This window comes from Microbacterium sp. B19(2022), from assembly GCF_012030385.1.
In the GTDB taxonomy this organism is placed as follows: Bacteria; Actinomycetota; Actinomycetes; order Actinomycetales; family Microbacteriaceae; genus Microbacterium; species Microbacterium oxydans_B.
Genome location: NZ_JAAUVO010000035.1, coordinates 1 through 13,467, shown reverse-complemented (window position 1 = coordinate 13,467; position 13,467 = coordinate 1). Strand labels below are relative to the sequence as shown.

Below are 13,467 nucleotides of genomic sequence, written 5' to 3'. Positions count from 1 at the left end.
CATCGAAGTCCTCGACGCCGAGACCGGAGCCTCCCTCGGAGTCATCAACGGCACCGCAGACGCCTACTACGTCGCCGCCGACCCCACCACCGGCACCGTCGTCAGCACCAAGTTCCACGACCTCACGGACGTCGTGAACGTCGAGGCCTTCGACGCGTCGAACGGGTTCGCCAAGCTGTGGGAGCGCACGAGCAGGGCCAACCCCCGTCAGGTCGACATCGACTCCACGAACGGCCTGCTCTACGTCGGCTACACCGGCACGACGGCTGACCGCGGCGGATTCTCCGTGCATGACCTGGCGACAGGCGCACTGCTCGGCGACTTCGCCGGGGCGAAGTACGGCAAGGACGGTTACGGCATCACAGTCGACGAGGAGCACCAGCGCGTGTTCGTCTCCAACCGCGACTTCCGCCTCAACCCGCCAGGGGAGGAACTCACCTCCGCCGCCGTCACCGTCAGCATCCGCAAGGTCGATCCCACGGACCCGACCGATCCCACGGACCCGACCGACCCCACGGACCCGACCGATCCCACCGATCCGACGGATCCCACGGACCCGACCGACCCCACGGACCCGACCGACCCGGAGACCCCGGAGTTCACGGCCCGTTCGCTGGCCGTGATCCCCTCGGCGACCGACGTCCCCGAGTCGGATGATCGACCGGTCGGGTCGGCCGTCGACAGTCGTACCGGGAACCTCTTCGTCGGCAACGAGATGCGCCCGGCGCGCGTCTGGGAGATCGACCCGGAGACGGACGCCCTGGTGCGCACGCTCGACGTGCCTGCTCCCACCGCGGCAGACGAGGGTGTGCGAGACGTTGCGCTCGACGAGTCGACGGGTGAGCTGTACGTCGCCTACTCGAACCAGTGGCTCGTGATGGACGCTGCCAGCGGCGACCTGAAGCGCGGTCCGTACGCGTTCACGGCGAACGTGCGCGGCATCGACGTCGACCCCGAGGCGGGCCTGGTGTTCGGAGCCACGCGCGGGTCGGGTGTCGAGATCATGGATGCCGCGACGGGGGCGCCGATCACCGTCACACCGGCGGGCGCGTCGCCCTGGCGTTCGCATGGCGTCGCCTGGGACGGGGTGAACGACCGCCTCTACGTCGGCACGGCGGACGCCGAGGGCTCGACCGACGGTGTCCGGGTGTTCGCCGGCGGAACGTGGGAGCTCGTCGGGACCATCCCGATGGCGAACGCTGACCTGCGCTCGCTGGCTGTGGACACCGCGAGCGGACGGCTCATCGCCGGACACCAGTCGGCGACCTTCGATGCGAGCGGGGTGTCGGTCTACTCGACCGACCCCCTCTCGCTGGTCGCCCGTCTGAGCGCTCATGCCTACGGCAACAAGGTCTACGGCGTCTCGGTGAACCCCACCGACGGCGAGATCTACGTGTCGGCGCGTGACCGGTTCCCCTCGGGCCTGATCGCGATCAGCACCGACTGAGCGGACCGACCGGCAGAGGGGATGCATCCGCCCGGGTGCATCCCCTCTGTGCTGCTCGGGCACTTCCGGAGACGGACATCTCTCCCGGTCGTAGGCTGGTGCCATGCCTGCACCGCTCACGCTGCCCCGCCTCTCGTGGGGAACTCCGTCGGCCTCTCGGCGGGCCCTTCTGGTGCACGGTCTCGGCTCGTCGGGCGCACTCATGTGGCGCCTGGGCGATGCTCTCGCAGAGGCAGGATGGCATGCGACGGCCGTCGATCTCCGCGGTCACGGCGACGCCCCGCGCTCCCTCGACTACTCCGTCGCCGCGTACGGCGCCGATCTCGCCGCCACCCGCCCAGAGCACGGCGGGGCCTGGGACGCAGTCATCGGCCATTCCCTCGGCGGCGCGGCGAGCACGGTCGCGGCCGCTTCCTCCCCCGACTGGACCCGACGGCTCGTGCTCATCGACCCCGCGATCCAGGTCGACGGACGCGACGCGGCCATCGTCCGCCGAAGCCAGGAGCGCGCCTTCGCCGACACCCGGCTCGAGGTCGTGCAGCAGGAGCATCCGCACTGGCATCCGCAGGATCAGGAGCTCAAAGTCGATGCTGTCCTCCGTGCCAGCGCATGGGCGGTGGAGCAGACCAGCGTCCAGAATCAGCCGTGGGATGTGCGTGCCGACGCCGCGCGTCTCACCGTGCCCACGCACGTGATCGGCGCCGACCCCGCCGTCTACAGCATCTTCACCGGCGACCTCGCCGCGGAAGTCCTCGCCGCGAACCCCCTGATCACCCTGTCCGTCGTCGAGGGTGCAGGACATTCGCTGCACCGCGATCGCCCGGACGAATCCGTCCGTCAGCTTCTGGAGGCACTCGTATGAGCACGTTCGATCCCACGGCCTTCCTGCCCGACGACCTTCTCGAACGGATCAGGGAGCGTGCGCCGATCCACGACCGCGAGAACACCTTCCCCCAGAAGGACCTCGATGAGCTGCGCGCCGCCGGCTACCTGTCGATCCTGGTCCCCACCGAACGCGGCGGCGCCGGGCTCGGACTCGCCGAGGCCGCGCTCCTCCAGCAGCGACTGGCGGGCGCCGCTCCGGCGACAGCGCTGGCCATCAACATGCACCTGGTGTGGACCGGGGTGGCGAAGGTGTTCTCCGACCGCGGCGTTCCGGGCCTCGAGTTCGTGCAAGACGGCGCGGTCGCCGGCGAGGTCTTCGCCTTCGGCATCAGCGAGGGCGGCAACGACCTGGTGCTGTTCGGCAGCGACACCGCCGCCGTGCCCGACGGGACCGGCGGCTACTCCTTCACCGGTACCAAGATCTTCACCTCGCTCGCCCCGGTGTGGACGCGGCTCGGCCTGCACGGCCTCGACACCACGAGCCCGGACGCGCCGAAGCTGGTGTTCGCCTTCGTCGAGCGGACGGATGCCGTCACCACCTCCGACGACTGGGACACCCTGGGCATGCGGGGCACGCAGAGCCGCACCACGCGGCTGAACGGCGCAGTGGCGGATGCGGCGCACGTCGTGCGTCGTATCGACCCCGGCCCCAGTCCCGACCCGATCGTCTTCGGTATCTTCTCGGTGTTCGAGATCCTCCTGGCCTCGGTCTACACCGGCATCGCCCGGCGCGCGCTCGAGTTGGCGGTCGCCACCGCGCAGAAGCGGCACTCGAAGAAGACCGGGCTGGCCTACAGCCAGGACCCCGACATCCGCTGGCGCATCGCCGACATGGCGCTCGCCTACGACGCACTGCCTCCGCAGATCGCGGCCCTCGCCCGGGACGTGGACGACCGTGTCGACAACGGAGCGCGCTGGTTCCCGCTGCTCTCGGGCGTCAAGCACCGCGCGATCACGATGGCCAAGCACGTCGTCGATGAGGCGATGCTCGTAGCGGGCGGCGGCTCCTACTTCTCGGCGAACGAGCTGTCCCGCCTGTACCGCGACGTGCTGGCCGGTGCCTTCCATCCCTCCGACCCCGAATCGGCGCACTCCACCGCGGCGAGCGCACTGCTGGGTCCGATCGGGTCCTGAGCGCATTCCCGCCGGTTCCGTCGGCGAAGTGCGTCGTGGCCGCGGAATCGGTTGCCTGAGACGTCACCGAGTGCGAAGATCGCACCATGGGTCCGGTGAAGAAGAATCCCACGCTCGACGCGATCTCCAAGACGATCATCGAGCTGCTCCAGGAAGACGGCCGCCGCTCGTATTCCGACATCGGTCGCGTGGTCGGCCTGAGCGAGGCCGCCGTGCGGCAGCGCGTGCAGCGTCTGACGGAGTCCGGCGTGATGCAGATCGTCGCGGTGACCGATCCGATGCAGCTGGGCTTTCCCCGGCAGGCGATGATCGGTATCCGCGTGTCGGGAGACACGCGCCACGTCGCCGAGGCGGTGGCGGCGATCGATGCCGTCGACTACGTCGTCATCACGGTCGGATCCTTCGACGTCCTCGCCGAGGTGGTCTGCGAGGACGACGACGACCTGCTGTCGCTGATCAACGACGTCATCCGCCCGATCGACGGCGTCCTCTCCACCGAGACCTTCATCTACGCGAAGCTGCAGAAGCAGCTCTACAACTGGGGGACCAGATGAACACCGCACGCACCATCCCGTCGGAGTCCGCGCTGCAGACGATGGCGAAGGACCATCTCTGGATGCACTTCGCCCGGCAGTCCACGATGGCCGAGTCCGGTGTCCCGATCATCGTCAAAGGCGACGGCCATCGGATCTGGGACGCGAAGGGCAAGGAGTACTTCGACGGCCTCGCCGGCCTGTTCGTGGTGAACGCCGGTCACGGTCGGCGACGACTGGCCGAGGCGGCCGCGGCGCAGGCATCCGAGCTGGCGTTCTTCCCACTCTGGTCCTACGCGCACCCGGCGGCGATCGAACTCGCCGACCGCCTCGCGGACGAGGCCCCGGGCGACCTGAACCGGGTTTTCTTCTCCACCGGCGGCGGCGAGGCCGTCGAGACCGCGTTCAAGCTCGCCAAGCACTACTGGAAGCTGCAGGGGAAGCCCGCCAAGCACAAGGTGATCTCCCGAGCTGTCGCGTATCACGGCACCCCGCAGGGAGCGTTGGCGATCACCGGCATCCCGGCCATGAAGTCGATGTTCGAACCGATCACCCCGGGCGGCTTCCGCGTGCCGAACACCAACTTCTATCGTGCGGCCGAGATGGGTGCGCCTGCCGACGACCTCGAGGCCTTCGGGCGCTGGGCGGCCGACCGCATCGAGGAGATGATCCTGTTCGAGGGCACCGACACGGTCGCCGCGGTGTTCCTCGAGCCGGTGCAGAACTCCGGCGGCTGCTTCCCGCCGCCTCCCGGGTACTTCGCGCGCGTCCGCGAGATCTGCGACCGCCATGACGTGCTCCTCGTCTCCGACGAGGTCATCTGCGCCTTCGGACGCCTCGGCCACACGTTCGCCTGCACGGGCCTGGGCTACGTGCCCGACATGATCACGTGCGCCAAGGGCATGACCAGCGGATACTCCCCCATCGGCGCGACGATCATCAGCGACCGCATCTACGAGCCGTTCTCGAAGGGAGACGTCTCGTTCCCGCACGGCTATACGTTCGGCGGTCACCCGGTCTCTGCGGCCGTCGCCCTGGAGAACCTCGACATCTTCGACGAAGAGGGACTCAACGCGAATGTCCGCGAGAACTCTCCGCTGTTCCGCGCCGAGCTCGAGAAGCTGCTCGATCTGCCCATGGTCGGTGATGTGCGCGGAGACGGGTACTTCTTCGGCATCGAGCTCGTGAAGGACAAGGCCACCAAGGAGACCTTCGACGGCGCCGAGTCCGAGCGGCTGCTGCGCGGATTCCTCTCCCCCGCCCTGTTCGAGGCGGGCCTGTACTGCCGCGCCGATGACCGCGGCGACCCCGTCATCCAGCTCGCGCCACCGCTCACCGTGGGGCCGGCTGAGTTCCGCGAGATCGAGCAGATCCTCCGTGACGTGCTGACGCGCGCGCAGTCGGTGCTCTAGCGGGTCGAGCCCGCCGTAGGAGTGGCGGGAGACCGTCTACTTGGAGTCGAAGTCGAAGGCTTTGAGCAGTTCGACAACGGCCTTGTCGCGTTCGTCTCCGCCCGCATCGAACATGTGGGTGACGTGCGTGCGGAGGTGATTCTCGAGCAGCAGCCGGTTCAGAGACTCGAGGGAACGCTGGATCGCACGCGACTGCGTGATGATGTCCATGCAGTACTCCTCGTTCTCGATCATCCGCGCGACGCCGCGCATCTGCCCCTCGAGGATGCTGGTGCGATGCAGGGCGCGCTTCTTGATGTCTTCGATCACGTCTCGAGGCTACCGCCCCGTGAAAGGATGACGTCATGCCGCGAACACCGATGACGCAGCTCTCGCCTGCTGACCAGGAACGCCTGCGCGCGCTCCGCCGAATGAAGGCCGTCGCCCTCGGAGCTCTGGTGTTCATGGCCGTGGTCTTCGTATTCGCCTTCGCCTTCCAGCAGCGATTCGACTGGCTCGCCTATGTCCGGGCCGCGGCGGAAGGCGGCATGGTGGGCGCGCTCGCGGACTGGTTCGCCGTGACCGCGCTGTTCCGCCGCCCGCTGGGACTGCCGATCCCGCACACCGCGATCATCCCGAGCCGCAAAGACGAGATCGGCCGGAGCCTCGGCGAGTTCGTCGAGACGAACTTCCTCGCCGGCGATGTCGTGCGCACCAAGCTGTCGAGCACACGGATCGCCCTCCGTGCCGGTGAGTGGCTGCGCGAGGCTCCGCACGCCGAGCGCGTCGGCGCCGAGGGGGCGACCATCGCGACGGCGGTGCTCAACGCACTGAGCGACGACGACGTGCGCGACCTCATCACCGACCTCGCGCGCGAGCACCTCGTCGCTCCGGAGTGGGGCCCGCCCGCGGGCGCCTGGCTCGAGAAGATCGTCGAGGCCGATGCACATCACGGCGCCGTCGACCTCGCGGTCGACAGCATCGGACGCTGGCTCGAGGCCAACGCCGAGTCGTTCGCCGGACTCGTCTCGCGCCGCCTTCCCGGCTGGGTGCCGAAGCTCGCCCATCGCTTCGTCGACGACACCGTCTACAACGAGGCGATCAAGTTCGTCCACGCCGTGCAGGCCGACCCGCGGCACCCGGCCCGCATCGCCATCGACGGCTACCTCGGCCGCCTCGCCGACAACCTGCAGAACGACCCGGCCACCCGCGCCAAGCTCGAGAACGCGAAGGCGTCGCTGTTCGACAGCCCTCGGGTCGGTGCCCTGGCCGCCGAGGCTTGGAACACCGCGAAGAACGGGCTGCTCGCGGCCCTCGCCGACCCCGAGAGCGGTCTGCGCCGACGCGCGGTGCAGGCGCTGCAAGAAGTCGGAGAACGCCTGACGACGGATGCCGCGCTGCAGACCCGCGTCGATACCTGGGTGTCCGATGCCGCCGTCTTCCTCGTCGACCGCTACCGCCACGACATCGCCTCGATCATCACCGACACCGTCGAGCGCTGGGACCCGGCCGAGACCACCGAGAAGATCGAACTCATGGTCGGCCGCGACCTGCAGTACATCCGCCTCAACGGCACGTTCGTCGGCGCCCTCGCCGGCCTCGCCATCTTCACCATCGCCCACGCCCTGATCCCCGGAGTCTGACATGGCACCCGCATCCCGACAGCTGAGTCACGACCCGCTCTGGCCGCGCGCCGGATCCTGGCCCGCCTTCAGCGGCACAGCCGATGCGGCACTGCTCGGCGTCCCGACCTGGCGTACATCGCTGTCGCCGACCGGTGCGCACGCGACACCGACCGCGATCCGCGAGGCGCTCCCCCGCTATGGCACCGCCCTGATGGGTCCGCCCGCCGTCGAACTCGACGACGTGCTGCGCATCGCCGACGCCGGAGACGTGACCGACCCCGACGGGTCCGCCGGCGAGGCGAGGGTGATCTCCCGCGTGCGCGACCTCGCCGACGCCACGGACCTCGTGATCGCGCTCGGCGGCGACAACTCGCTCACGTATCCGGTGGCCCTCGGCGCCCAGGCGACCGGGCTGATCACCTTCGACGCGCACTTCGACCTTCGCGACGGGATCTCCAACGGCACGCCGGTGCGCCGCCTCGTCGAAGACACACCTGCCGCGTCTTCGCTCGACATCGCGCGCATCGAGCCGTCCAGGATCGTGCAGATCGGCATCGCCGACTTCGCGAACTCCGCCGCCTACGCGCAGCGTGCCGCCGAGTGGGGCATCCGGGTGATCACCCTCGATGAGCTGCGTCGCCGCGGCATCGATGACGTGGTCGCCGAGGCCGTCGAGATCGCGGGCGCCGGCGAGGGGTCTCGTGTCCACCTCGACATCGACGTGGATGTCTGCGACCGCTCGGTCGCACCGGGTTGCCCGGCGAGCGTGCCGGGCGGACTCCAGGCGTGGGAGCTGCGCGCGCTCACCCGCGCGGTGGCCTCGGATCGCCGCGTCGTGAGCGCCGACATCGCCGAGGTCGACGCCACGGCCGATGCCGACGATGCCCGCACCGTCCGGCTCGCGGCGCTCTGCGTGCTCGAGCTGCTCGCGGGCCTCGCCTCCCGCCGCTGAGTCGCGCGACGCCACGACTCACACGACGGCGATGCCGTCCTTCCACACCTGACGCACCAGGGGCACGCCCGGACGGTACGCGAGGTGCACCCGGGTCGGGGCATCGAGCAGCACGAGGTCGGCGCGAGTGCCCGGTGCGATGACCCCCACGTCGTCGCGTCGGAGTGCTCGGGCACCCCCGGCCGTCGCCGCCCAGACGGCTTCGGCGGGAGTCATGCCCATGTCGCGCACGGCTATCGCGATGCAGAACGGCATCGACGAGGTGAAGCTCGATCCCGGATTCGTGTCGCACGCGAGGGCCACGGTCACGCCCGCATCGATCAGGCGGCGGGCGTCGGGGTAGGGCTGCCTGGTCGAGAACTCGACCCCCGGCAGCAGGGTGAGCACGGTGGAGCTCTGGGCGAGCGCGTCGATGTCGGCATCCGTCAGGTAGGTGCCGTGGTCGATGGACGCCGCTCCCAGCTCGACCGCGAGGCGCACGCCCTCCCCCGGTCCGAGCTGGCTCGCGTGGACGCGAGGAGCGAGTCCGCGCGCGATCCCCGCCTCGAGCACTCGCCGTGATTGCGTCACCGTGAACGCACCGGTCTCGCAGAACACGTCGATCCATTTCGCGTACGGTGCGCAGGCGTCGAGCATGGGGCCCGTGACCAGGTCGACGTATTCGTCGGGGCGGTCGGCGTACTCCACCGGAACGACGTGCGCTCCGAGGAAGGTCACCTCCGGCGTGACCTCTGCGGCGAGCCGCACGAGGCGTTCCTCGTCGGCGACGCTGAGCCCATAGCCGCTCTTGACCTCGACGGTGGTCGTCCCCTGCGCGAGCATCTCGGCGAGGAAGCCGCGGAGTCGCGCGCGCAGCTCCTCGTCGCTCGCGGCTCGAGTGGCGGCGACGGTGGAGCGGATGCCGCCGGCCGCGTACTTCTGCCCCGCCATGCGCGCCTCGAACTCCGCCGCGCGGTCGCCGGCGAAGACGAGGTGGCTGTGGCTGTCGACGAATCCGGGGATCACGGCCCGGCCGCCGGCATCCACCGTCTCGTCGGACTCCGGCGCGTCCGCGGCCGCGCCGACCCAGGCGATCCGGTCGCCCTTGATCACGACCGCCGCATCGCTCAGGGTTCCGCACGGGTCGCCTCCGATGGCGACGTTGGTGGTGAGTTCCGCGATGTTGGTGAGCAGCGTGCGCATCGCCGTTCCTCCCGTTCGAGATCCTTCGAGTGTGTCAGAGCATCGGGATGTTGAGGCCGCGCTCGCGCGCGATCTCGCGCGCGTGCTCGTACCCGGCATCCACGTGGCGCATCACACCGGTGCCCGGGTCGTTGGTGAGCACCCGTTCGAGCTTCTCCGCGGCAAGAGCCGAGCCGTCGGCGACGGTGACCTGACCCGCGTGGATCGAGCGGCCGATGCCGACGCCACCACCGTGGTGGAGAGACACCCAGGAGGCGCCGGATGCCGTGTTCAGCAGGGCGTTCAGCAGGGGCCAGTCGGCGATCGCATCGGAGCCGTCCTTCATGGCCTCGGTCTCGCGGTACGGCGAGGCGACCGAGCCCGAGTCGAGGTGGTCCCGGCCGATCACGATCGGCGCCGACAGTTCGCCCGACGCGACCATCTCGTTGAACTTCAGTCCGGCGAGGTGTCGCTCTTTATAGCCGAGCCAGCAGATGCGCGCAGGAAGGCCTTCGAAGTGCACCTTCTCGGCGGCCTTTTCCAGCCAGCGGTGCAGCGCCGCGTCCTCGGGGAAGAGCTCGGCGATCGCCCGGTCGGTCTTGTAGATGTCCTCCGGATCTCCGGAGAGAGCCGCCCAGCGGAACGGACCGCGCCCCTCTTCGAACTGCGGACGGATGTAGGCGGGCACGAATCCGGGGAAGGCGAAGGCCCGGTCGAAGCCGCCCAGCTGCGCCTCGGCGCGGATCGAGTTGCCGTAGTCGAACACGGCAGCTCCCGCGTCCTGGAACGCGACCATCGCCTCGACGTGCGCAGCCATGGATTCGCGGGACCGGCGGGTAAACTCCTCGGCGTCGCGCTCGGCTTCGGCCTTCCACTCCTCGACCCCGATCCCGATCGGCAGGTACGCGAGCGGATCGTGCGCGCTGGTCTGATCTGTCACGATGTCGATCGGCACGCCACGACGCCGCAGCTCGGGGAAGACCTCGGCCGCGTTGCCCACGACGCCGACCGAGAGGGCCTCGCCGGCCTCCTTGGCTGCGAGGACCCGTGCGACTGCCGCGTCGAGATCGGTCGTGTACTCGTCGAGGTAGCCGTGCGCGACCCGCCGCGAGAGACGCGACTCGTCGACGTCGACGATCAGCACCGCGCCGTCGTTCATGGTGACGGCGAGGGGCTGGGCGCCGCCCATCCCGCCCGCGCCGCCGGTGAGAGTGAGGGTGCCGCGCAGGGAATCCCGGCCGAGGGAGCGTGCCACCGCGGCGAACGTCTCGTAGGTCCCCTGCAGGATGCCCTGGGTGCCGATGTAGATCCAGGAGCCCGCGGTCATCTGCCCGTACATGATGAGACCGAGCTCTTCGAGGCGGCGGAACTCCGGCCAGTTCGCCCAGTCCCCCACGAGGTTCGAGTTGGCGATGAGCACGCGCGGCGCCCACTCGTGGGTGCGGAACACGCCGACCGGCTTGCCCGACTGCACGAGCAGGGTCTCGTCCGGTTCGAGTTCGTCGAGGGTGCGCACGATCGCGTCATACGCCGCCCAGCTGCGGGCGGCCTTGCCCGTGCCCCCGTAGACGACGAGATCCTCCGGGTGCTCGGCCACCTCCGGGTCGAGGTTGTTCATCAGCATGCGCTTGGCTGCTTCGGCACCCCAGCTCTTCGCGGTGCGCGTATTGCCCCGGGCCGCGCGGACGACGCGGGGACCTGACTCAGTGTTCTCAGCCATCGATGTGCTCCTTTGCGATGCGGGCGACGTCGCCCGACTGGACGAGGGCGGTGACGGCTTCCATCTCCGGAGAGAGGAAGCGGTCGGGACCGGGGCCGGCGGCGACCGTGCGAACCAGGTCGCGCACCGCGCCGGTCGCGGGTCCCGCCTGCAGCGGAGACCGCAGGTCGAGGGCACGAGCGCCGGTGAGGATCTCGATCGCGAGCACGCGTCCGAGGCCGTCGATCGCCCGGCGCAGTTTGCGGGCGGCTGCCCACCCCATCGAGACGTGGTCCTCCTGCATCGCGGAGGACGGGATCGAATCGACGGATGCCGGCACCGCGAGGCGCTTGAGTTCGGACACGATTCCCGCCGCTGCGTACTGCGCGATCATGAGGCCGGAGTCGACGCCCACCTCGTCGGCGAGGAAGGGCGGGAGGCCGTGGCTACGGGCCGGGTCCAGCGCTCGGTCGGTCCGGCGCTCCGACACCGAGGCGACATCGGCGACCGAGATGGCGAGGAAGTCGAGGACCGCCGCGACCGGAGCTCCGTGGAAGTTGCCGTTGGACTCGATGCGTCCGTCCACGGTGATGACCGGGTTGTCGATGACGCTGGCAAGCTCGCGGCCGGCGATCATCGCTGCGTGCGCGAGCGTGTCGCGGGCCGCACCGTGCACCTGGGGTGAGCAACGCAGCGAATAGGCGTCCTGCACGCGCCCGTCCTCGGGCCCCTTGTGGCTGGCGACCATCGGGGAGTCCGCCAGCAGCGCCCGAAGGTTACCGGCGGATGCGGTCTGCCCCGTCTGCGGGCGCAGCGCCATCAGGTCAGCGGCGAAGACCGCGTCGGTACCGAGCTGGGACTCCACCGACATCGCCGCAGCCACGTCGGCGGTGAGCAGGAGCATCTCGAGATCGTGCAGGGCGAGCACCAGCATGCCGAGCATGCCGTCGGTGCCGTTGATGAGGGCGAGACCCTCCTTCTCGACAAGCACGAGCGGTGCGATCCCCGCCGTCGCGAGGGCTTCGGATGCGGGGACGAGAGCACCCGATGCGTCGCGCACCTCACCTTCGCCCATCGCGGCGAGGGCGATGTGTGCAAGGGGCGCGAGGTCGCCGGAGCACCCGAGCGACCCGTACTCACGCACGACGGGGGTGATCCCGGAGTTCAACATGGCCGCATACGTCTCGACGACGACGGGACGCACACCCGTCCGCCCCGAGCTCAGGGTCTGCAGGCGCAGGAGTTGCAGTCCCCGGACGACCTCGCGCTCGACCTCGGCACCGGTGCCTGCGGCGTGAGAACGGATCAGGCTGGCCTGCAGCTGCAGGCGCCGGTCGGGGGCGATGAAGGTGGTCGCGAGGGCACCGAACCCCGTCGAGACGCCGTAGTGCGGATGCGGGTCTGCGGCGAGGCCGTCGATCACGCGACGGGTCTCTGCGACGCGGCCGAGAGCATCTGCGTCGATCTGCACGGGGACATCGTGGCGGGCGACGGCGACGACAGCGGCGGGCGAAAGTGGGGCCGCACCGACGACCATGGGAACAGGAACAGTCATGACTCGATTCCACACCCGCCGCCTCGTGAACGGCACCCGTTCGTGCGATGCTTTGTCTGTGATCCCAGACAAGCCTGATGCATCGCCGGTCGCCGGCACGCAGGTCCCTGCGGCCGACAACACGCTCCGCATCCTGAGTTATCTCGCCGGTCGGCCCGCTCCGGTGGCGGCGTCGGCGATCGCACGTGAGCTCGATCTGCCACGGTCGACGATCTACCACCTCCTCTCCACACTGGCCACTCATGGGTTCGTTCTGCATCTCCGCGAGGAGCGGCGGTGGGGGCTCGGCGCGTCGGCATTCGAACTGGCCGGCGGTTACACCCGCCAACAGCCACTCGCTCGGAGGGGCAGGCCTCTGGTGGCCGCCCTCTCCGACCGGTTGGGAGAGACCGCGCATCTTGCAGTGATGAGCGGCGGCGACGTGCTCTACATCGTCGAGGAGCGCGCGCCACGACGGCCCGCGCTCGTGACCGACGTCGGAGTACGGCTCCCGGCACACCTCACCGCGTCGGGGCGGGCGATGCTCGCTGCTCTCCCCCGCGAGCAGGTGCGTGCCCTGTACCCGGATCTGTCGGCGTTCCCCGACCGCACGGGACTCGGACCGCGCACGCCACGGGAGCTGCGGGAGCTGCTCCGCGAGGTGCGCTCACGAGGGTACGCGACGGAGAACAGCGAGATCGCGGACGGACTGCGCAGCGTGGGCGCCGCAGTTCTCGACGCCGCCGGGTGGCCGGTCGCCGCCGTGGCTGTGACCTGGGGGCGAGCGGATCTGGACGAGGCCCTTCTGGCAGCAGCTGTACAGGAGTGCGCAGCCATGCTCGAGGCTCGTCTGAAGCGGTGAGACAACGACGTCGCGGCGCGGGTTAACGCAAGAGAGCCACCCCGTATGGGATGGCTCTCTTGTTCTCATCGCGCAAAAGCTTCGGTGTAAACGCAAAATGGCCACCCAACGATGGGTGGCCATTTTGTCTAAAAGGAGTCCGGCGGTGTCCTACTCTCCCACAGGGTCCCCCCTGCAGTACCATCGGCGCTGTGAGGCTTAGCTTCCGGGTTCGGAATGTAACCGGGCGTTTCCCTCACGCTAT

The 13,467-nt window shown here is 69.5% G+C and carries 12 protein-coding genes and 1 rRNA gene; 8 read left to right on the top strand and 5 right to left on the bottom strand.

Going from position 1 to position 13,467, the window contains the following annotated elements:
• From HCX50_RS19410 to HCX50_RS19390, 5 genes are all read left to right on the top strand, one after another.
• On the top strand, nt 1-1,447 hold a 1,447-nt coding region (locus HCX50_RS19410), incomplete at its 5' end, for a hypothetical protein (protein ID WP_205829426.1).
• Between the two features lie 103 nt (nt 1,448-1,550).
• Nucleotides 1,551-2,309, top strand: coding sequence for an alpha/beta fold hydrolase (locus HCX50_RS19405; protein ID WP_167635439.1), 759 nt, complete (start codon nt 1,551-1,553; stop codon nt 2,307-2,309).
• Nucleotides 2,306-3,466 carry an acyl-CoA dehydrogenase family protein gene (locus tag HCX50_RS19400; protein ID WP_167635438.1) on the top strand — a complete coding sequence of 387 codons (1,161 nt, stop codon included), beginning with the start codon at nt 2,306-2,308 and terminating at the stop codon, nt 3,464-3,466. The genes HCX50_RS19405 and HCX50_RS19400 overlap by 4 nt, the downstream gene beginning before the upstream one ends.
• Nucleotides 3,467-3,552: 86 nt before the next feature.
• Nucleotides 3,553-4,020, top strand: coding sequence for an Lrp/AsnC family transcriptional regulator (locus tag HCX50_RS19395; protein WP_029262065.1), 468 nt, complete (start codon nt 3,553-3,555; stop codon nt 4,018-4,020).
• A complete protein-coding gene (locus tag HCX50_RS19390; protein WP_167635437.1) occupies nt 4,017-5,411 on the top strand; it encodes an aspartate aminotransferase family protein in 1,395 nt (464 codons plus the stop codon). Before HCX50_RS19395 ends, HCX50_RS19390 begins: the two co-directional genes overlap by 4 nt.
• A 36-nt stretch (nt 5,412-5,447) precedes the next feature.
• Here HCX50_RS19390 and HCX50_RS19385 read toward each other — a convergent pair whose 3' ends face one another.
• Nucleotides 5,448-5,720, bottom strand: a complete 273-nt coding sequence (locus HCX50_RS19385) for a metal-sensitive transcriptional regulator (protein WP_029262067.1) — start codon at nt 5,718-5,720, stop codon at nt 5,448-5,450.
• 35 nt (nt 5,721-5,755) lie between these two features.
• On the opposite strand from HCX50_RS19385, the gene HCX50_RS19380 reads away from it, so the two are divergent.
• Both HCX50_RS19380 and HCX50_RS19375 read left to right on the top strand, forming a co-directional pair.
• Nucleotides 5,756-7,033 carry a DUF445 domain-containing protein gene (locus HCX50_RS19380; RefSeq protein WP_091031258.1) on the top strand — a complete coding sequence of 426 codons (1,278 nt, stop codon included), beginning with the start codon at nt 5,756-5,758 and terminating at the stop codon, nt 7,031-7,033.
• A gap of 1 nt (nt 7,034) precedes the next feature.
• Nucleotides 7,035-7,967, top strand: a complete 933-nt coding sequence (locus HCX50_RS19375) for an arginase family protein (protein ID WP_167635436.1) — start codon at nt 7,035-7,037, stop codon at nt 7,965-7,967.
• Nucleotides 7,968-7,985: 18 nt separating this feature from the next.
• On the opposite strand, the gene hutI is transcribed toward HCX50_RS19375, so the two are convergent.
• The 3 genes from hutI to hutH are packed head-to-tail and all read right to left on the bottom strand — an operon-like array spanning nt 7,986 to nt 12,382.
• Nucleotides 7,986-9,149: an imidazolonepropionase gene (hutI, locus tag HCX50_RS19370; RefSeq protein ID WP_167635435.1), complete on the bottom strand. Its 1,164-nt coding sequence runs from the start codon at nt 9,147-9,149 to the stop codon at nt 7,986-7,988.
• Between the two features lie 34 nt (nt 9,150-9,183).
• Nucleotides 9,184-10,848 (bottom strand): urocanate hydratase, encoded by a 1,665-nt coding sequence (gene hutU / locus HCX50_RS19365; RefSeq protein WP_167635434.1) that lies wholly within the window; start codon nt 10,846-10,848, stop codon nt 9,184-9,186.
• Nucleotides 10,841-12,382: a histidine ammonia-lyase gene (gene hutH / locus HCX50_RS19360; RefSeq protein WP_167635433.1), complete on the bottom strand. Its 1,542-nt coding sequence runs from the start codon at nt 12,380-12,382 to the stop codon at nt 10,841-10,843. Before hutH ends, hutU begins: the two co-directional genes overlap by 8 nt.
• A gap of 58 nt (nt 12,383-12,440) precedes the next feature.
• Between hutH and HCX50_RS19355 the strand changes: the two genes are divergently transcribed.
• Nucleotides 12,441-13,223: an IclR family transcriptional regulator gene (locus tag HCX50_RS19355; protein WP_432206336.1), complete on the top strand. Its 783-nt coding sequence runs from the start codon at nt 12,441-12,443 to the stop codon at nt 13,221-13,223.
• A gap of 137 nt (nt 13,224-13,360) precedes the next feature.
• Here HCX50_RS19355 and rrf read toward each other — a convergent pair.
• Nucleotides 13,361-13,467: ribosomal RNA gene (rrf, locus tag HCX50_RS19350) — 5S ribosomal RNA — on the bottom strand; the annotation flags it as partial.

Excerpts from the sequence above, each read along its gene's own strand:
- HCX50_RS19380 (WP_091031258.1), top strand. The coding sequence starts at position 5,756 with ATGCCGCGAACACCGATGACGCAGCTCTCGCCTGCTGACCAGGAACGC.
- hutI (WP_167635435.1), bottom strand. The coding sequence starts at position 9,149 with ATGCGCACGCTGCTCACCAACATCGCGGAACTCACCACCAACGTCGCC.
- HCX50_RS19405 (WP_167635439.1), top strand. The coding sequence starts at position 1,551 with ATGCCTGCACCGCTCACGCTGCCCCGCCTCTCGTGGGGAACTCCGTCG.
- HCX50_RS19375 (WP_167635436.1), top strand. The coding sequence starts at position 7,035 with ATGGCACCCGCATCCCGACAGCTGAGTCACGACCCGCTCTGGCCGCGC.
- HCX50_RS19390 (WP_167635437.1), top strand. The coding sequence starts at position 4,017 with ATGAACACCGCACGCACCATCCCGTCGGAGTCCGCGCTGCAGACGATG.
- hutU (WP_167635434.1), bottom strand. The coding sequence starts at position 10,848 with ATGGCTGAGAACACTGAGTCAGGTCCCCGCGTCGTCCGCGCGGCCCGG.
- hutH (WP_167635433.1), bottom strand. The coding sequence starts at position 12,382 with ATGACTGTTCCTGTTCCCATGGTCGTCGGTGCGGCCCCACTTTCGCCC.
- HCX50_RS19395 (WP_029262065.1), top strand. The coding sequence starts at position 3,553 with ATGGGTCCGGTGAAGAAGAATCCCACGCTCGACGCGATCTCCAAGACG.
- HCX50_RS19400 (WP_167635438.1), top strand. The coding sequence starts at position 2,306 with ATGAGCACGTTCGATCCCACGGCCTTCCTGCCCGACGACCTTCTCGAA.